The sequence below is a fragment of the Bradyrhizobium sp. 153 genome (assembly GCF_023073835.1).
In the GTDB taxonomy this organism is placed as follows: Bacteria; Pseudomonadota; Alphaproteobacteria; order Rhizobiales; family Xanthobacteraceae; genus Bradyrhizobium.
Genome location: NZ_JADPKH010000006.1, coordinates 92,585 through 108,469 on the forward strand (window position 1 = coordinate 92,585; position 15,885 = coordinate 108,469).

Annotated in this window: 18 protein-coding genes; 6 read left to right on the top strand and 12 right to left on the bottom strand. The window is 64.1% G+C overall.

The features are described 5' to 3' along the window. Window position 1: 1 nt before the first annotated feature. The 3 genes from IVA91_RS01135 to IVA91_RS01145 all read right to left on the bottom strand — a co-directional run bounded on the left by IVA91_RS01135 (window position 2) and on the right by IVA91_RS01145 (window position 1,874). Window positions 2–1,168: a crosslink repair DNA glycosylase YcaQ family protein gene (locus IVA91_RS01135; RefSeq protein ID WP_247279555.1), complete on the bottom strand. Its 1,167-nt coding sequence runs from the start codon at window positions 1,166–1,168 to the stop codon at window positions 2–4. A 104-nt stretch (window positions 1,169–1,272) separates the two neighbouring features. Then, entirely contained in the window at window positions 1,273–1,518 is a 246-nt protein-coding gene (locus tag IVA91_RS01140) for a hypothetical protein (protein WP_247279554.1), read from the bottom strand. 119 nt (window positions 1,519–1,637) lie between these two features. Further along, the gene (locus IVA91_RS01145) at window positions 1,638–1,874 is read right to left on the bottom strand and encodes a hypothetical protein (protein ID WP_247279553.1); all 237 of its coding nucleotides are present in this window, start codon (window positions 1,872–1,874) and stop codon (window positions 1,638–1,640) included. A gap of 371 nt (window positions 1,875–2,245) precedes the next feature. On the opposite strand from IVA91_RS01145, the gene IVA91_RS01150 reads away from it, so the two are divergent. Further along, window positions 2,246–2,887 carry an OmpA family protein gene (locus IVA91_RS01150; RefSeq protein ID WP_247279552.1) on the top strand — a complete coding sequence of 214 codons (642 nt, stop codon included), beginning with the start codon at window positions 2,246–2,248 and terminating at the stop codon, window positions 2,885–2,887. 57 nt (window positions 2,888–2,944) lie between these two features. Here the strand turns inward: IVA91_RS01150 and IVA91_RS01155 are convergent, their stop codons facing one another. After that, window positions 2,945–4,225 carry a phospholipid carrier-dependent glycosyltransferase gene (locus IVA91_RS01155; protein WP_247450094.1) on the bottom strand — a complete coding sequence of 427 codons (1,281 nt, stop codon included), beginning with the start codon at window positions 4,223–4,225 and terminating at the stop codon, window positions 2,945–2,947. 198 nt (window positions 4,226–4,423) lie between these two features. Between IVA91_RS01155 and IVA91_RS01160 the strand changes: the two genes are divergently transcribed. Together IVA91_RS01160 and IVA91_RS01165 are read left to right on the top strand one after the other, a co-directional pair. Further along, window positions 4,424–5,125, top strand: a complete 702-nt coding sequence (locus tag IVA91_RS01160) for a FecR family protein (protein ID WP_249797227.1) — start codon at window positions 4,424–4,426, stop codon at window positions 5,123–5,125. 2 nt (window positions 5,126–5,127) lie between these two features. After that, entirely contained in the window at window positions 5,128–6,306 is a 1,179-nt protein-coding gene (locus tag IVA91_RS01165) for a hypothetical protein (RefSeq protein WP_247279549.1), read from the top strand. A gap of 118 nt (window positions 6,307–6,424) precedes the next feature. Here the strand turns inward: IVA91_RS01165 and IVA91_RS01170 are convergent, their stop codons facing one another. From IVA91_RS01170 to IVA91_RS01180, 3 genes are all read right to left on the bottom strand, one after another. Further along, a complete protein-coding gene (locus IVA91_RS01170) occupies window positions 6,425–6,913 on the bottom strand; it encodes a VOC family protein (RefSeq protein WP_247279548.1) in 489 nt (162 codons plus the stop codon). Between the two features lie 34 nt (window positions 6,914–6,947). Next, on the bottom strand, window positions 6,948–7,376 hold the full coding sequence (locus IVA91_RS01175; protein WP_247279547.1) for a VOC family protein: 429 nt from the start codon (window positions 7,374–7,376) through the stop codon (window positions 6,948–6,950). Window positions 7,377–7,505: 129 nt separating this feature from the next. Beyond that, window positions 7,506–8,018 carry a cupin domain-containing protein gene (locus IVA91_RS01180; protein ID WP_247279546.1) on the bottom strand — a complete coding sequence of 171 codons (513 nt, stop codon included), beginning with the start codon at window positions 8,016–8,018 and terminating at the stop codon, window positions 7,506–7,508. Between the two features lie 129 nt (window positions 8,019–8,147). Here IVA91_RS01180 and IVA91_RS01185 point away from each other — a divergent pair, with 129 nt between their 5' ends. Next, window positions 8,148–8,366 (top strand): CsbD family protein, encoded by a 219-nt coding sequence (locus IVA91_RS01185; RefSeq protein ID WP_247279545.1) that lies wholly within the window; start codon window positions 8,148–8,150, stop codon window positions 8,364–8,366. A 151-nt stretch (window positions 8,367–8,517) separates the two neighbouring features. Here the strand turns inward: IVA91_RS01185 and IVA91_RS01190 are convergent, their stop codons facing one another. From IVA91_RS01190 to ggt, 5 genes are all read right to left on the bottom strand, one after another. After that, window positions 8,518–8,982 (bottom strand): FKBP-type peptidyl-prolyl cis-trans isomerase, encoded by a 465-nt coding sequence (locus IVA91_RS01190; RefSeq protein WP_247279544.1) that lies wholly within the window; start codon window positions 8,980–8,982, stop codon window positions 8,518–8,520. A 59-nt stretch (window positions 8,983–9,041) separates the two neighbouring features. After that, window positions 9,042–11,333, bottom strand: coding sequence for a xanthine dehydrogenase family protein molybdopterin-binding subunit (locus tag IVA91_RS01195; RefSeq protein ID WP_247279543.1), 2,292 nt, complete (start codon window positions 11,331–11,333; stop codon window positions 9,042–9,044). A gap of 2 nt (window positions 11,334–11,335) precedes the next feature. Beyond that, window positions 11,336–12,352 (bottom strand): xanthine dehydrogenase family protein subunit M, encoded by a 1,017-nt coding sequence (locus tag IVA91_RS01200; protein WP_247279542.1) that lies wholly within the window; start codon window positions 12,350–12,352, stop codon window positions 11,336–11,338. Window positions 12,353–12,356: 4 nt separating this feature from the next. Next, window positions 12,357–12,971, bottom strand: coding sequence for a (2Fe-2S)-binding protein (locus IVA91_RS01205; protein WP_247279541.1), 615 nt, complete (start codon window positions 12,969–12,971; stop codon window positions 12,357–12,359). A gap of 160 nt (window positions 12,972–13,131) precedes the next feature. Beyond that, complete coding sequence (ggt, locus tag IVA91_RS01210) at window positions 13,132–14,718, bottom strand: gamma-glutamyltransferase (RefSeq protein ID WP_247279540.1); 1,587 nt, start codon at window positions 14,716–14,718, stop codon at window positions 13,132–13,134. 200 nt (window positions 14,719–14,918) lie between these two features. Between ggt and IVA91_RS01215 the strand changes: the two genes are divergently transcribed. After that, complete coding sequence (locus tag IVA91_RS01215) at window positions 14,919–15,671, top strand: rhodanese-related sulfurtransferase (RefSeq protein WP_247279539.1); 753 nt, start codon at window positions 14,919–14,921, stop codon at window positions 15,669–15,671. After that, window positions 15,661–15,879: a SlyX family protein gene (locus tag IVA91_RS01220; RefSeq protein ID WP_346015457.1), complete on the top strand. Its 219-nt coding sequence runs from the start codon at window positions 15,661–15,663 to the stop codon at window positions 15,877–15,879. Before IVA91_RS01215 ends, IVA91_RS01220 begins: the two co-directional genes overlap by 11 nt. Window positions 15,880–15,885: the final 6 nt, after the last annotated feature.

Here is a 15,885-nt window from a genome sequence, read left to right on the forward strand (position 1 = left end):
CTCACTCCGCAAGCTGAAATCGCTCGAACCGGTCGAGCTCGTCCTCGATCTTGCGCTTGAGCTCCTTGCGGCCTGCAGTCTTCTTGCCCTCGCCAACCCAGGTCCATTTCTGCATCAAGAGCTTCTTGGCCTGCCGGTCCGTCTTGAGATCAAGCGCGGCGACGATCTCGTGGCCGACCAGCACGGGCAGCGCGAAATAGCCGAGCTTGCGCTTGGCCTTCGGCACATAGGCTTCGAACAGATGGTTGTAGCCGAAGATGAGATTGGTGCGCTTGCGCTGGATGATCAGCGGATCGAACGGCGACAGGATATGGACGAGATCGGGCGACGCCGCCGCGCCGGTGGACTCGAGCACCGCAGGCACCGCCCAATGCTCCTGCTTGCCCGCGCCGTCGATCGCGACAGGCACGAGCTCGCCGCGGCGCACGCGCGAGGCGATCAGCCCCGCCACCGCCTTCTTGCGCGGCGCATCGAGATGGCAGACCGAATCCAGACTGACCACACCCTGTGAGCGCAGCGCGCGGTCGAGCAGATAGGCCGTGATCTCCTTGGGCGAGGCCGGCTTCGGCAGCTTGTCCCAGCCAAAATGGCGCGTCGTCAGCTCATAGGTCTTGAGCATGCCCTGGCGCTCGCTGATGGTCACAGCCCCGGTATAGAAGGCAAGTTGCAAGGCCCGCTTCGACGGCTTGCGGCTCTGCCACAAATGTTCCTTCTCGACGAGCACGTCGTCCTCGATGTCGCGGATCGTGAGCGGACCGGCGCGCAGCAGCCGCATTACCTTGCGCGTGTCGGCCGGCTTCACCGAGTCGAACCATTTGTGCCCTTCGCGCCGGTGCTCGCGCATCGCCGGCAGGAAGAAGCGGAAGTCGCTCGCCGGCACGTAGGACAGCGCATGCGTCCAGTATTCGAACACACTTCGGTCGACGCTCTGGGCATGGCGAAGATCAGCGCGGCGGTAGGACGGGATGCGGCTGAACAGGATGTGGTGGTGGCAGCGCTCGATCACGTTGATGGTGTCGATCTGCACATAGCCGAGATGAGCGACCGCGTGCGCGACGGCCTGCGCGCCTTCGCCGAACGGGGTACGCTCGTCCAGCCGCTGGGCATGCAGCCAGATCTGCCGGGCCTGTGTCGTCGAGAGAGGGAGAGGCTTGGGAGCGCGGGACATTGCAGGATGCAATGTAGCGGGATTCGCGCTGAGGCAAACAAGACAGGCAAAGAAAACCGCGCTGCCATCTGCTGACAGCGCGATCTGTCAGCGAACTGCTCAAACTATTTCGCGCCCATCTTCTGCGCCTTCATGTAATGCATGCAGGCGCCGCGCATATTGCCTTTGCTCATCTCGGTGTTGGCCGCAGCCATTTCCTTGGCCATCGCCTGTTTGGCGGGCGAATCGACGGTTCCCATTGCGGTCATCGATTTGCCGATAGCCTCGCCTGTACAGGGTTGCATCTTTGCCGCAGAAGCCGGCGAGGCCGCGAACACCGCGAGCACAACAGCCGAAAGCAACATCTTCATCGAGTGTCTCCTCCGTAGAACAAAACCGGCGTCGTGCCGGCCAACGCAAGAGCCATTCTTCAGCGACAAGTTTTCAGGGAGAAGACATTTTCGTTGCTGCGCCGCAGCGATAGCCCCCCTTAGCGTGCGGCTTTTGGGCGCTCCCCGAGGCTGCCTGTAGCAGTATCCGGCTCGCAGGACGCCTTGCCGCGCCCCTCCGACTGGCAGCGATAGACGCTGCCAGTGAGACGATCGACCAGCCACATGTTATCGTCGGTCGGCGCTTCCAGGCCGACATAGCGGGAGGTCAGCCCCGTGATCAATGTCGACAGCAGGATCGCCACCGCGATCATCGCCGCGCCGATATAGATTGGCATTGAGCTCAGGGACACTGTCCGATCCGGCGGGCCGCTGCGATAGAACTGGTAGTCACGCTGGTAGTCACTTGGCCTCGGCACTGGACGGAACTCGCCTCCCTCGCGGACGAATTGTTGGATGACAAAGCCTGCTAGGCGCGCATATGGACGAATTCTTGTTCGTGGGCGGGCCTTGGGGCGACGCCTTTGCGACGATCGGCGAAACGCGGATGTCCGGGGCGGCCAGAGAGCTCGTTCGGAGCAAGCCGGAACGAACACTGTGACCTCCGGCTCGTGATTTCGAATGTGACAAGGATCACATCAGGGCCTTTGAACCTTCCCTATGCTCGCAGCATCAAATCGCCATCAGGCGTAACAGCGAGGATACGACAATGACCCGTTTCGATAAATTTTTTGGACTGAAGGCGATTACTCTCTCGGCGGCCCTGTCGATGACGGCGAACCTTGCGCTGGCCGGCGACAACAACGTCTCCGCGGGCCAGATCCTGGATGCATTGAAGCCGAAGCCGGTGACCCGCGGCCTGTCCGTTGGGCCACCGGCCGATACCACCGCGCAGGCCAAGGAATCGACGTTCCTCAACACCGTGCGCAACCGCTCGACCCGGTCGCTCTCGACCGGCGAGCGCGAGCAGATCGCCGAGCTCGCGGCCGCCAAACCGAAGATCGATCTGGAGATCCAGTTCGACTACAACTCGGCCGAGATCGCCAAGACCTCGGTGGCCTCGGTGCAGGCGCTCGGCAAAGCGCTGTCCGATCCGGCGCTCAAGGGTTCGACCTTCGTGGTCGCAGGCCACACCGACGCGACCGGTGGCGAGGAGTACAATCAAGGGCTCTCCGAGCGGCGCGCCGACACCATCAAGAAGTACCTGGTGCAGAACTACGGCCTGAACGGCGCTGATCTCGTCACTGTCGGTTACGGCGAGACCAAGCTGAAGGATGCCGCCAACGGCGCCGACCCAGTCAACCGCCGCGTCCAGGTCGTGAACATGGACACCAAGACCGCGTCGAAATGATCTCCTAGTTACGCGTGACGAAACGCGCCGCCTGCTGTAACCCGGCAGGCGGCGATGTCATATCCAGCTCTGGAACAGCATCAACCGGCCGAAGGTTCGCATTGAGCTGCCGACAAAGGCCGCGGAGATCGGCAGCAGGACTGCAAAGCCGGCGGCGGCGATGCCGACATAGGCCCACAGCAGCCAGCGCGGCAGTCCGTCCCGGCGCAGAACATAGACCAGCGCAAGCGACGCCGCGGTCGCGGCCGGCAGATAGTAGTAAATGAAGCCCAGCGTGCGTGGCAGCAGCGCCCAGGCGAGCCAAGGGCCGAAATAGAACGCCGCGATCAGGAACGCATCCCAGCGCCGCGCCACGATGAAATCGCGCAGCACGACCGCGAGCGCGAGCAGCGCCGGCCACAACACCAGCGGATTGCCGAGGAAGACGATCGCGGCGACGTTGTCCTCCGCCGTCTTGTCGAACAGGAACCAGACCGGGCGGGCGAGCAACGGCCAGGATGGCCATGCGCTCATATAGGTGTGGCCGGCGATCGCCGTTGTGGTGTTGTCGGCGAAGATTCGCCGCTGCGCCTCGACCAAATCCGGCAACGACAATCCGTACAGCGGAACGAAAGCGGCAAGATACGTCAACGCGGGCAGAAGGGCGAAGCAGAGCGCGGCATGCTGTACCCGAAAGCCGCGCCAGAGATCGGGCCGATACCAGTCGCTCGGCTTGGCGTCGGCGAACTGCGTGTGCCAGCCCTGCATCAGGCGAATCACCGCAACGATCATAACGCAGACGGCCAGTGGAAACAGGCCGCTCCATTTGCAGGCCGCAGCACAGCCGAACAGGCCGCCCGCGAGTGCGAACAGCGCATGCGGCCGCTCTCTTCGAAAACCATGCATGAAGGCGGCGGTCGCGAGCAGGCCGAAGCCGAGCGCAAAGATGTCGAGCATGGCGATGCGCGCCTGCACGTAGAGCATCTGGTTGCTGCCAGTGATCAGCGCGGCTGCGATCGCCGGCCCCTGCGCGGAGAACAGCGCAAGGCCGCACAGATAGATCGCGACCACCGCGAGCGCGCCGAACAAGGTCGCCGGATAGCGCCAGCCAAACGCGTTGTCGCCGAAGGCTGCGATCGATGCTGCGATCAGCTCCTTCGCCAGCGGCGGGTGCATCGGATTGAGCATCGGCTGCGACATCGCAGGCGTCAGCATCTGCCGCGCCGCCGGCACATAATGCACTTCGTCGAAGACGAACTTCTCCGGCGTCGAAAGACCGATCAGCAGCGCCAGATGAGCAACCAGGAAAATCGCGACAGCAATCACTGCGCTCCGCGACACCTTTGGAACCGCGGACAATTCGAGCGTCGGCTGTGGAGATGTTGTGCGTGGCAAATTGGCGTCACCGCGGACAAAAAAGAGATCGCAGTTTCATTGAACGCATTCTGCCGCAACTGTCACTAAGCATAACGCAGGTCCACGCCGCTTGTGATAATTCCGCCACATCTTAAGCGCGCGCGATCCGGTACGATCAGGGACACATCGATCGGTTGCGAAATGAATTTGCGCTTCTGGCTTTTCCTCTCTCTGTTGTCAGCCGCATTGTGCGCTGGTCCTGGCGCTCGGGCGCAGACGCGCGTCGGCGAGGCCGTCGTGATCCAGAACGAAGTGGCGCGCGTGGCCGCGAGCACCACGCCGATCAATGTCGGCGACAGCATGCTGCGCGACGAGACCGTGCGCACCGGCGCCGGCAGCGCGGCGCGCTTCGTCATGGCCGACAGCACCAATCTGTCACTGGGCCCGAGCGCGACGCTGAAGCTCGACCGCACCGTCTTCAACGACGAGCACAGCTATCGCGACGTCGCGATCCGCATGACCACCGGCGCATTCCGCTTCGTCACCGGACACTCCGACAAGACCGCCTACAAGATCACGACCCCGCTCGCAACCATCGGCGTACGCGGCACCACGCTCGACATCCTCTCGCAGCGTGGCCGATCCGTCGTCGTGCTTCAGGACGGCGCGGCCAGCGTCTGCACGAAGAGCTCCCAGTGCGTGCAGCTCACCCAGCCCGGCGACACCGCCATCGTCACCTCCACCGGCGGCAAGGCCGGCATCACCAAGTCCAACACCCCGCCCTGGACGTTTGCCGCCAACTGCGCCGCGAATGCCGGGCTTTGCGCGGTCGACCAATATGCCGCCGCCTGGCCGACCATCACACCTGCCGTCCAAGACGACGGCGTGCTGTGCGGGCGGTGACAATGGCGAAACTCCGCTTCAAGCGCTTCGTCCGCGCCGGCGCGCTGGCCACCTTGGCTGCGCTTGCGTTTGTCGCGCTCGATATTCGACCGGCTGTAGCCCAGGCGGCGTGCGGATCCGAATGCGGTGAGCCGACGCCTTACCCGACCTATTCACCGTCCCCAACGCCCACATATTCTCCATCACCATCGCCCTCCCCCTCGCCGAGCCCCTATCCGTCGCCCTCGCCGAGCCCCGATCCTGCGCCCGCTCCGAGCCCGTATCCGGCTCCGAGCCCGACACCGACCGGCGCGGATTCCAGCGGCAATTCGATTCGTGGCCTCGCCAATCAGCGCTTCAACCAGATGATCACCAACCGTGTGCTCGGCACGGTGCTGCTCGGCGTCAACGAGCAGGTCAATTGCAGCGACTGCATCAGCGCGTTCGGCTCGGCCGGCTCGTTCTCCGCCGGCATCCACGGCCGCAAGGAGCTGACCAACAATCTGTCGCTGCTCGCCGGCATAGCCTACACGCACTACAACGAGGGCGGCTACAAGGTCACGAGCGCACCGATCGGTGCCTTCGCGCTACGTTATGACTTCACCGACTGGGGCTCGTCGCGCCCGTTCTTCGACGTCGGCACGATCCTGACGCCCTGGGAGAAGGCGCGATACACACGCAGCTACGACACCAGCCTCGGGCCTGTGAGCGTGACCAGCTCAACCAACGCCTCGAACTACGCTGTCTATGGCCGTGCTGGCTGGATGAGGCGCCTGTCGCCGCGCGACGAGGTCGCGGCCTCCATCGAGGTCTGGCAGCTCTGGCAGCGGGTATCGGGCTACACCGACGGCGCAGTGGCTTTCAATCCGTTCGACGCCGCGATTGCGACCGGCACCGACCGCACCAGCCTGGTCAAGATCGGCGGCCAGTGGACGCATCTCTACGGCAGCAACATTGAGGCCAACATCAACGGCGGCTGGGTCCAGTCCTTTGCGAGCCACAGCGGCATCGTGGCGACCGTGACCGGCAACGGCGTGGTGGTTCCGACCATGGGCAACCAGGGCTGGTTCGAATATGGCGGCCGCCTCGGCTTCCGCGTGCAAAAGGGCTGGATCGTGGATCTGTTCGCCAACGGCACGCTGGGCCCGCAACCGGTCGGCAATACCATCCACGGCGGCGTGGGGCTGCGGATTAGTTATTGAGGCACAGCCTCTAGGGTGGGCGAAGCGAAGTGCGCCCACCGCTTTTCTCTCGCCTTGAGAACGCTGGTGGGCACGGCGCGAATGCGCCTTTGCCCACCCTACGGCATCCGTCCGGCCCTCACGCCGCCGACTTGCCCTCGAACGCTCGACGGAGAACATCGACATCGAGCTTCACCATCTTCATCATGGCCTGCATGGCGCGGGCGGCCGCCGCCTTGTCGGGGCTCGACAGGAATTCGAACATCACTTTCGGCACCACCTGCCAGGCCACGCCCCAGCGATCCCTGACCCAGCCGCACCGCTCTTCCTTGCCCCCATGCGCCAGGAACGCGCTCCAGACGCTGTCGACCTGGGCCTGGTCATCGCAATCGATCATCAGCGACAGCGCGTGGGTGTACTCCATTTTCATTCCGCCATTCAGCGCGACCAAGCGCTGTCCGCCGAGCGTGAACTCGACGACGAGCACCGAACCCTGCTTGCCGGAGGGGCCATCGGAGACGTTGCGCTGGACGTGCACGATCTTGGAATCGGGCAGCAGGGAGACGTAGAAATTGGCGGCTTCTTCAGCGTCGCCGTTGAACCACAGGCAGGGCGTGACCTTCGACATTTGAATGCTCCTGTTCGATCTTGGCGGGCTTGGATCAGGCAGTCGCCATGTCGGGCTGCAAGGGAGCCGCGGCGAGATCCATCCAGTTCACGCCCCACATATGGCCATCCGGATCCTCGAAACTGCGGCCGTACATGAAGCTGTATTCGTCCTTCGGACCGGGATCGGCCACCCCGCCCGCAGCCTCAGCCTTGCCGACGATATCGTCGACCTCGCTGCGGCTCTCCGCGGATAGGCAGAACAGGACCTGGTTCGAGGTCCTGGCATCCGCGATCGGCTTCGGCGTGAACTGACGGAATTTGTCGTGGGTCAGCAGCATGGCGAAAATGGTCTCGGAAAAGACCATGCAGCTCGCTGTCTCATCGCAGAATTGCGGATTCTTGACCGCGCCGATCGCCTCGTAGAAGGCAGTGGCGCGCCTGAGGTTGGTCACCGGCAGATTGACGAAGATCATCTTGGGCATCGGAGGCTCCTTGGCAGGGTTCCGCCCTAGGACGGGCCAGCCGGCGGCCATCCGACATAGCTTCCGAATATTTTTTGACCTTCTCCTGCAAGGTTCCGTCGCTCCGAACCTCGCTCCTCCTCGGACGCCTTACTTCTTCTCGTTGGGATCGCGGTGAACGGGGTCGATCCACAGCACGGTTTCGGGCTTCTCGACCGGCTCGATATCGAGATTGATTGCGACCGCCTCGCCGTCGCTGCGCACCAGCACGCATTCCAGCACCTCGTCGGGACTGGCGTTGATCTCCTGATGCGGGACGTAAGGCGGGACGAAAATAAAATCGCCAGGGCCTGCCTCCGCGGTGAATTGCAGACGCTCGCCCCAGCGCATCCGGGCCTTGCCCTTCACCACATAGATGACGCTTTCGAGATGACCGTGGTGATGCGCGCCGGTCTTGGCGTCGGGCTTGATGCTCACCGTGCCCGCCCACAATTTCTGGGCGCCGACCCGCGCGAAATTGATCGCGGCCGCGCGGTCCATACCTGCCGTCGATGGCACATTCGTATCGAGCTGGTTGCCCGGGATGACGCGTACGCCGTCATGTTTCCAGCGATCCTCGTGATCCTGTGCATGGTGCGAATGCGTGTGGTCATGGCCGGTCATGGGACTGCTTTCTGTTGGTTCCTTGCGCGGCAAACTAACCCAAAGCCACGCCCGCGAGCCACAGCAAATTCGGAACCCTCGTAGTCATGAGACGTTGTCTTCGCGAGCGAACCCGAAGGAGAGAGTTTCATGGGCAGCACGACCGACAAGATCAAGGGCAATGCCAACGAGGCAATCGGCAAGGCCAAGCAGGGCATCGGCGAAGCCACCGGCTCGGAACGTATGAAGGGCGAAGGCGCAGTCCAGGAAGTGAAGGGCAAGGGCCAGCAGGCCATGGGCGATGCCAAGGACGCCGCGAAGGAGGCAATGGATCGTGCCGCCGCTGCGGCAAAGCGCGCCGCGGAGTAGCGCGCGCATCGCCAAAAGCGAAAAGACCGGCCGGAAGGCCGGTCTTTTTGTTTGTCTTGCTCAGCCATCCGGGCGATCCGCAGCATCGAACCCGAGATCTCGAGATTCCGGGTCTGCTCCTTCGGACCATCCCGGAATGACGGCTGCGCCGTCACTTTACCGCGAGCAATTCCACGTCGAACATCAGCGTCGCGTTCGGCGGGATCACGCCGCCGGCACCGCGGGCGCCGTAGCCGAGTTGCGGCGGGATGATCAGCGTGCGCTTGCCGCCGACTTTCATCGAAGCGACGCCCTCGTCCCAGCCGGCGATGACGCGGCCCTTGCCGATCGGGAATTCGAATGGCTCGTTGCGGTCGACGGACGAGTCGAATTTCTTGCCCTTCTGGCCGTTCTCGTAGAGCCAGCCGGTATAGTGCATCACGCAGATCTGGCCCGCCTTGGGCGAAGCGCCAGTGCCGGCGACGCTGTCGATGATCTGCAAGCCTGAAGCTGTGGTCATGGTCTTTCCTGCGGTCTGGGCCGAGGCCGTGGTGGAAACGAAATGCGACACGCTGGCAATCACGGTGATCGCGAGTGCCGACATCAGGGCGAGGAGCGCGCGTTGGAAACGCTGCATGAGGCACCTTCCGTTTGAGGCGGGAGGTGTCTAGCGCAACGCCGATGAGGTTTCCACCCCTACACCTCGATATTTTCCAGCCGGACCGGGAGCTTGCGGATGCGCTGGCCGGTGGCGTGATAGATCGCGTTGCAGATCGCCGCATTGGTGCCGACATTGGCGAGCTCACCGAGACCCTTCACGCCTGCCGGGTTGATGTGATCGTCCTGCTCGGAGAGCAGGATGACCTCAACGCCGGGCACGTCCGCATTCACGGGCACGAGGTAGTCGGCGAAGTTGTCGTTGACGTAGCGCGCGTTGCGCTCGTCGATGTCGGTGGCCTCGAGCAGCGCCGACGACATGCCCCAGATCAGCCCGCCCATCAGCTGGCTGCGCGCGGTGCGCGGATTCATGATGCGGCCTGCCGCGAACGCGCCAACCAGACGGGGACAGCGGATCTCATGCGTGAAGCGGTTGACGCGGACCTCGACGAACTCCGCACCGAAGGCATAGGCGATCTGGTCTTTCATGGCGTGACCGCCGACGAGCCGCACCTGCCCGCTGTGCATGGCGCGGAAGGAATCCAGCGGCGCGCCCTCCGGCTTCCACTCGCCATACTCCTCGACGACGCCGACACCGAGTGCGTCGAACGCCTTCTCGAGGTCGAGCGGGCGGTCACCTTTCGCCGCCTGTGTGGCCGGTGTCTGGCCGATGCCCACGGTCTCCTTGGCCTTGTCCGTCAGGCTCTGGCTCGGCATCGCCGCCTTGAACAGGCGCTGGCGGATCTGATCGCACACCATCATCACCACGGAGCAGGTGCTGGCCGTCGAATTCGAGCCCCCGGCAACAGGCGCCGGCGGCAGATCGCTGTCGCCGATGAAGACCGCAACCTTCTCGAGCGGCACGCCGAGCCGCTCGGCGGCGGTCTGGGCGACCACGGTGTAGGCGCCGGTCCCGATCTCGTGGCCGGCGATCTCGACCCGGGTGCGGCCGTCGCGCTGGAGGCGCACGCGCGCGGCCGCCGGGCCCATCTGGGTCGGGTAGCAGGTGGCGGCACAGCCATAGCCGATCAGCCAGTCGCCATCCGACATCGATTTCGGCTGCGGCGAGCGTTGCGCCCAGCCGAACGCCTTGGCGGCCTCGTCGAAACAGGCCATCAGCGAGCGCGACGTGTAGGGCTTGCCGCCAATCGGCTCAACGGTGGTATCATTGATACGGCGGAGCTCGACCGGATCCATGTTCAATTTCACCGCAAGCTCGTCCATCGCGCTCTCCAGCGCAAACAGATACGGCACCTCCGGTGGAGAACGCATGAAGCCGGGCGTGTTGCGGTCCGCGCGCACGATCGAGACGAGGCTGTCGACATTCGGACAGGCATAGAGCCGCGTCGTGGTCTTGGTGCCGCCGACGCAATAGGCGTCGGGGCGCGAAGAGATTTCGGCGCCCTCATGCTTTAAGGCCAGCAGCTTGCCATCACGGCTCGCCCCCAGCTTGATCTCGTGGCGGGTCTCGGCGCGATAGGTGGTGATGGTAAAGCCCTGGTCGCGGGTCGGGACCAGCTTGATCGGCCGGCTCAGGCGCTTTGCGATGCTGGCGATGATGGCGGTGCGCGGTGTCATCGAGCCGCGCGAGCCGAAGCCGCCGCCGACATAGGGATTGACCACGCGGACCTTGTCGGCGTCGATGCCAAGCTGTTCGGCGACGCCATATTTCAGGCCGTAGACGAATTGGCTCGGCTCGTAGATGACGAGTTCGTCGCCCATCCAGGCGCAGCTGGTGGAGAACAGCTCCATCGGATTGTGATGCTGCGTCGGGGTGTCGTAGGACGCGGTCAGCTTGACCTCGGCCTCCTCGAACGCCTTTGCGAAGTTGCCGACCTTCGGGTCTTCCTTGAATTGGGCATTCTGTCCCTTCGCGGCCGCAATGGTCGTTCCGGGCGAGTCGAAGGTCGCGCTCGGCGCGGCGGCTGTGTAGCTGACCTTGACGCGGTTGGCCGCCTCGCGCGCCGCCTCGTAGCTTTCGGCAATGACCACCGCGATGATCTGGCCATCATGGGCAATGTCGGCCGATTTCAGCGGCTGGATCGTCGTGCCTGCATAGCCGCCATTGCTGAAGAGCTTCGACTCCTTCAGCTTCGGCCCATTCTCGTGCGTGACGATGTCGATAACGCCCCGGACACGCCTGGCGTCATCGAGGTCGAAGCGATCGATTCGCCCCTTGGCGATGGCGCTGGTGACGAGAAACGCATAGGCGGGATCGGCGAGCGGCATGTCCGACGCATAGGTGGCGCGTCCCGTCACCTTCACGACGGCGTCATAGCGCGGCACGGGCTGGCCCATGTTGATCTTCGGCTCGGGAGCAGCAGCAGTCATGATCAGATCTCCATCGTTACGGCCTGCTGGAGCGCGCGTGCCACCACGCGCTTGCCGAGCGCGATCTTGAAGCTGTTGTGCCGCCGCCCTCTCGCGTCTGCGAACGCAGCATCGGCGGCGCGTTGTGCGAGGGCTTCGTCGAATTTTTGTCCCTTGAGCAGCGCCTCTGCCTCGCGCGCTCGCCAGGGCACGGTTGCGACACCGCCAAGCGCGACGCGCGCATCCTTGATCGTGCCGTCCTGCACGTCGAGCGCCACCGCAGCCGAAGACAGCGCGAACTCGTAGGATTGGCGGTCGCGCGCCTTCAGATACACCGATCGCGGCCAGCGTCCGGACACCGCAAAGGCCGAGATCAGCTCGCCGGGCTGAAGCGTGGTTTCGATGTCTGGCGTGCTGCCCGGCGCCTTGTGAAGCTGGGCGAACGGCATGCTGCGCGTGCCGGCCTTGCCCGTGATCTCGACCGTGGCGTCGAGCGCGATCAGCGCCTGGGCGAAATCGCCCGGATAGGTCGCGATGCACTGGTCGGAGATTCCGAGCACGGCATGCATGCGATTGACGCCGTCCATCGCGGCGCAACCGGAGCCGGGATGGCGCTTGTTGCAATTCTCGTAGGAGACATCGCGGAAATAGCTGCAACGCGTCCGCTGCATCACGTTACCGCCGAGCGTCGCCATGTTGCGCAGCTGGGCGCTGGCGGCGAGCTTCAGCGAATTGGCGATCACCGGGTAGTTGCGCTGGATGCCGTCATGCGCGGCGACGTCGGACATCTTTGCGAGCGCGCCGAGCCGCAAATTGTCGCCATTTGGCTCGATCACCGACCAGCCGTGCGCAAGCGGATTGATGTCGACGATCGCGGCCGGCCGCATCACATCCAGCTTCATCAGGTCGATCAGCGTGGTGCCGCCGGCGAGCGGCTGCGCAGCGGCCTGGGTCAGCGGATTGTTCGCGGCCGCGGCGGCGCTGAGCGCCTGCACGGCCATGTCAGGGTCTGTTGCCCTCTGATACGAAAACGGTCGCATGCGCCTAGCCTTTCATGATCTCGGGCGCGGCCTGCTTCACGGCGGCGACGATATTGGGATAAGCGGCACAGCGACAGATATTGCCGCTCATATACTCGCGTATATCCGCCTCGCTGTTTGCATGGCCCTCCTTGACGCAGGCCACAGCGGACATGATCTGGCCGGGCGTGCAATAGCCGCACTGGAATGCGTCGTTGTCGATGAAGGCCTGCTGCATCGGATGCAGACGGTCGTCGGTGGCAAGCCCTTCGATCGTCGTGATCTCCTGCCCCTCGGCGGCGAGCGCAAGCGTCAGGCACGACACCACGCGCCGGTCGTCGATCAGCACCGTGCAGGCACCGCACTGGCCGTGATCGCAGCCCTTCTTGCTGCCGGTGAGCTTGAGGTGTTCGCGCAGCGCGTCGAGCACCGTGGTGCGGGGATCGATGCTCAGGCGCTTGTCCTTGCCGTTGACGTGGAGGGTGACCTCGACAGGAAGCGCCGGATCTTGTGCGACTGACGCGCTCGTATCCCCCGCGGCTGCGCGCGCCGTGATCGGAACAAGCGCACTGCCGGCAGCGCCCACCATAAAGGCGCGCCGATCGAATGCGGATGCTTTGGAACTTGATTTATCGGACATGGACGGCCTCCACTGCTTCGAACCAAGCAGCACACGCCTGCACCGCTCATCGCCCCTTAACCTGAAGCCATGAGCTCCGTTCCAGAAAGGGCGACGCAGCAAATGCCGCGCCGCCCTTTGTCAACTTTTCCTGATCTTGCGGGGGAACCGCGCGGGCGCCTCAATAGCCCAGCGCACAACCGTCCTTGCGTGGATCGGAACCGCCGGTGAGCGTGCCCCTGTCCCAATCGATCCAGATCGCCTGGGCGCCGCCGAGCGGACCGACCACGCTGGTGGTCTTGTGGCCGAGCTTCTTCAGGCCTTCGACGATCGCGGCTGGCACGCTGTCCTCGAGCTGATATTGGCCCTCGTAGTGCAGGCCGCGCGGCATGTCGATCGCCTCCTGCACGTCGCAGCCATAGTCGAGGATGTTGGTCAGCACATGGGTCTGGCCGACCGGCTGATATTGTCCGCCCATCACCGCGAACGGCATCACGGACCGGCCGCCCTTGGTGAGCAGGCTCGGCATGATCGTGTGCAGCGGCCGTTTGCCGCCCGCGATGCAGTTGGGATGGCCCGGCTGGATGCGGAAGCCGCCGGCACGGTTCTGGAACAAGACGCCGGTCTTGTTCGAGACGATCGCCGAGCCGAAGGAATGCGCGATCGAGTTGATGAACGAGCAGACGTTGCGGTCCTTGTCCACCACCGTGATGTAGATGGTCGAGGGATTCATCGGCGGTGCGACGTTGGGCAGGTCGAGCATGCCGTCCATGCGGATCTTGGCGATGTGCTCGTCGCAGAATTCCTTGGCGAGGATCTTGGCGACTTCGATCTGCATGTGGTCGGGATCGGCGACATGCAACTCGCGATGCATGTAGGCGATGCGCGCGGCTTCCGCCTCGAGATGGAAACGCTCGACGCTGAGCGGTGCATATTTCTTCAGGTCAAACCGCGACAGGATGTTGAGCATCAGCAGCATAGTGAGGCCGGGTCCGTTCGGCGGGCACTGCCAGACGTCATAGCCCTTGTACATGGTGCCGATCGGCGTGGTCACTTCCGTCGTATGCGCGGCGAAATCGTCGAGCGTGTGCAGGCCGCCGATGCCCCTGAGGGTGTCGACCATGTCTTCCGCGATCGGGCCCTTATAGAAGGCGTCGCGACCATCCCTGGCGATCGCGCGTAGCGTCTTGCCGAGCTCCGGCTGGCGGATGAGGTCGCCGGCCACCGGCGGCTTTCCGCCCGGCAACAGGTAACGCACGGTGTTGGTGCCACCCTTCAGCTTCTCGAATTGGTTCTTCCAGTCGAAGGCGATGCGCGGCGCGACGACATAGCCTTCTTCGGCCGCCTTGATCGCTGGCTGGAGCAGCCGGTCGAAACCGAACTTGCCGTGATCGCGCAACACGGTGGCGAAGGCGTCGACCACGCCGGGAATCGACACCGCATGCGCCGAGGTCAGCGGCACGGAAGTGATTTTGCGCTCGAGATACCAGTCGGCGTTCGCCGCTTTCGGCGCGCGGCCGGAGCCGTTATAGGCGATGATCTTGCCCTCGCCCCGCGGTTGGATCAGCGCAAAGCAGTCGCCGCCGATGCCGGTCGATTGCGGCTCGATCACGCCAAGCACGGCCGAGCCGGCGACCGCAGCGTCCACCGCCGTGCCGCCCTCGCGCAGCACCTCGATCGCGGCGAGCGAGGCCAGCGGATGCGAGGTCGCCACCATCGCGTTGGTGGCGTGGACCGTGGATCTGCCGGGGAAATGGAAGTTTCTCATGCGAATTCTTGCTTTCTTGGACGTCCGGCGCGACGGCGCGCCATCTCGGAAAAACCCGGCCTACATGGCATATTCCGGCCAGCCGGAGCAATGCTGGCATACCAATGAAATGGCTGCCATCCGCTGGGCGTATATGGACGGATCGCGGCTTCAGCCATAGCGGGTTTTCCGGGCGGCCGTCGCCTGCTAAACGAGCCGCCATGACTTACAAGGTCGCCGCCTTCTACCAATTCGCCGCCCTCCCGGATCACCGGGAGCTGCGCGAGCCGTTGCGTGCATTCTGTGCTGGCCTGGCCCTGAAGGGCAGCGTGCTGCTGGCCCAGGAGGGGGTCAACGGCACTGTCGCGGGCGCGCCGGAGGCGATCGACGCTTTCACTGACGAGCTCGCGCACGGCGACATGTTCGGCGGCAGGCTGGACAATCTCGAGCTCAAATTCTCGACCGCGGCGGCGATGCCGTTCCGCCGGCTCAAGGTGCGGCTGAAAAAGGAGATCGTCACGCTCGGCGATGCGGCCGCCGATCCGACCAAGAACGTCGGCACGTATGTCGACGCCGCCGAATGGAATGCCTTGATCGCGGCACCCGACACGCTGCTGCTCGACACCCGCAACGCCTTCGAGGTGGCGATGGGCACGTTCGAGGGCGCGGTCGATCCCGGCATCAAGAGTTTTGGCCAGTTCAAGGACTTTGCCGCCGATCAGCTCGATCCGGCAAAGCACCGCAGGATCGCGATGTTCTGCACCGGCGGCATTCGCTGCGAGAAGGCCAGCGCGCATCTGCTCGCGCGCGGCTTTGCCGAGGTCTATCACCTCAAGGGCGGCATCCTGAGATATCTGGAAGAGGTGCCGGAGACGCAGAGCCGCTGGCGCGGCGAGTGTTTCGTATTCGACGAGCGCGTCGCGCTCGGCCACGCTTTGCGCGAACTCGACAAGGGGCACAGCCGTGGCGAATGAGATCAAGACGCTGAGCGAGCGCATCGACGCATTGGAGATGCGCCTCAGCTATCAGGACGACACCATCGAAACGCTGAACCAGACTATCACCGCACAGTGGAAGCAGATCGATGCGCTGACGCGGCACATTGCGCAGCTCAGTGAACGGCTCCAGGATGCCGAGGCGAATGCGCCGGGGCCTGCCAACGAGCGCCCGCCGCATTATTGAAACGAT

What these genes read in the sequence shown, in the direction of transcription:
- IVA91_RS01190 (WP_247279544.1), bottom strand. Translation starts at nt 8,982, where the DNA reads ATGCAGCGTTTCCAACGCGCGCTCCTCGCCCTGATGTCGGCACTCGCG.
- IVA91_RS01185 (WP_247279545.1), top strand. Translation starts at nt 8,148, where the DNA reads ATGGGCAGCACGACCGACAAGATCAAGGGCAATGCCAACGAGGCAATC.
- IVA91_RS01145 (WP_247279553.1), bottom strand. Translation starts at nt 1,874, where the DNA reads ATGCCAATCTATATCGGCGCGGCGATGATCGCGGTGGCGATCCTGCTG.
- IVA91_RS01200 (WP_247279542.1), bottom strand. Translation starts at nt 12,352, where the DNA reads ATGCGACCGTTTTCGTATCAGAGGGCAACAGACCCTGACATGGCCGTG.
- IVA91_RS01175 (WP_247279547.1), bottom strand. Translation starts at nt 7,376, where the DNA reads ATGCCCAAGATGATCTTCGTCAATCTGCCGGTGACCAACCTCAGGCGC.
- IVA91_RS01195 (WP_247279543.1), bottom strand. Translation starts at nt 11,333, where the DNA reads ATGACTGCTGCTGCTCCCGAGCCGAAGATCAACATGGGCCAGCCCGTG.
- ggt (WP_247279540.1), bottom strand. Translation starts at nt 14,718, where the DNA reads ATGAGAAACTTCCATTTCCCCGGCAGATCCACGGTCCACGCCACCAAC.
- IVA91_RS01180 (WP_247279546.1), bottom strand. Translation starts at nt 8,018, where the DNA reads ATGACCGGCCATGACCACACGCATTCGCACCATGCACAGGATCACGAG.
- IVA91_RS01140 (WP_247279554.1), bottom strand. Translation starts at nt 1,518, where the DNA reads ATGAAGATGTTGCTTTCGGCTGTTGTGCTCGCGGTGTTCGCGGCCTCG.
- IVA91_RS01170 (WP_247279548.1), bottom strand. Translation starts at nt 6,913, where the DNA reads ATGTCGAAGGTCACGCCCTGCCTGTGGTTCAACGGCGACGCTGAAGAA.
- IVA91_RS01205 (WP_247279541.1), bottom strand. Translation starts at nt 12,971, where the DNA reads ATGTCCGATAAATCAAGTTCCAAAGCATCCGCATTCGATCGGCGCGCC.
- IVA91_RS01150 (WP_247279552.1), top strand. Translation starts at nt 2,246, where the DNA reads ATGACCCGTTTCGATAAATTTTTTGGACTGAAGGCGATTACTCTCTCG.
- IVA91_RS01135 (WP_247279555.1), bottom strand. Translation starts at nt 1,168, where the DNA reads ATGTCCCGCGCTCCCAAGCCTCTCCCTCTCTCGACGACACAGGCCCGG.
- IVA91_RS01160 (WP_249797227.1), top strand. Translation starts at nt 4,424, where the DNA reads ATGAATTTGCGCTTCTGGCTTTTCCTCTCTCTGTTGTCAGCCGCATTG.
- IVA91_RS01165 (WP_247279549.1), top strand. Translation starts at nt 5,128, where the DNA reads ATGGCGAAACTCCGCTTCAAGCGCTTCGTCCGCGCCGGCGCGCTGGCC.
- IVA91_RS01215 (WP_247279539.1), top strand. Translation starts at nt 14,919, where the DNA reads ATGACTTACAAGGTCGCCGCCTTCTACCAATTCGCCGCCCTCCCGGAT.